The sequence below is a fragment of the Bacteroides sp. AF34-31BH genome (genome assembly GCF_003602795.1).
Classification (GTDB): Bacteria; Bacteroidota; Bacteroidia; order Bacteroidales; family Bacteroidaceae; genus Bacteroides; species Bacteroides uniformis.
Genome location: NZ_QTLV01000040.1, coordinates 1 through 771, shown reverse-complemented (window position 1 = coordinate 771; position 771 = coordinate 1). Strand labels below are relative to the sequence as shown.

The window sequence follows — 771 nt, the reverse complement described above, 5'->3', positions numbered from 1 at the left end:
TATAGCTGTGGCTACAATGAAGGGGAAATCCTATCTTTCAATCGGCAGTGTATCCATGGGCATTGCAGGCTCTATTCCCAATCCTGATTTCTTCCAGGAGTATTTGGGCATGCGTAATGAGTATGTGGATGCCAGTGAGATAGAACGTCGTGTCCAGCTGGGCATTTATGACCATGAAGAGTTCGCACGTGCCATGGCATGGACAGAAAAGTATTGCAAGAGTAATGAAGGGACAGACTTTAATCCGGAACATCTGGTATATTCCCGTGAAGAGAAAGATGCCCGTTGGGAATACGTGGTAAAAATGACTCTTATTTTCCGTGATATGATGATTGGCAATCCCAAATTGGCTGAAATGGGGTTCAAGGAAGAGTCAATGGGACACAATGCGATTGCTGCGGGTTTCCAGGGACAGCGCCAGTGGACGGATTATAAGCCTGACGGTGATTTTTCAGAAGCTATACTGAATACTTCTTTCGATTGGAACGGTATCCGTGAAGCATTTACTTTCGCTACGGAAAATGATACGCTGAATTGTACTTCAATGCTCTTCAATCATCTATTGACCAATACTGCACAGATATTTGCGGATGTGCGTACTTATTGGAGTCCGAATGCCATAGAACGGGTAACGGGTAAGAAATTGGAAGGTAAGGCGGCAAACGGTTTCATTCACCTGATCAACTCCGGCTCTTGTACGCTTGATGGAACAGGCTGTCAGACACGTGACAATAAACCGGTAATGAAGCCTTTCTGGGAAATTACGGAAGA

Annotated in this window: 1 pseudogene; it reads left to right on the top strand. The window is 45.0% G+C overall.

The features are described 5' to 3' along the window. A pseudogene (fucI, locus tag DWZ67_RS19960) lies at positions 1-771 on the top strand (L-fucose isomerase); the annotation flags it as partial.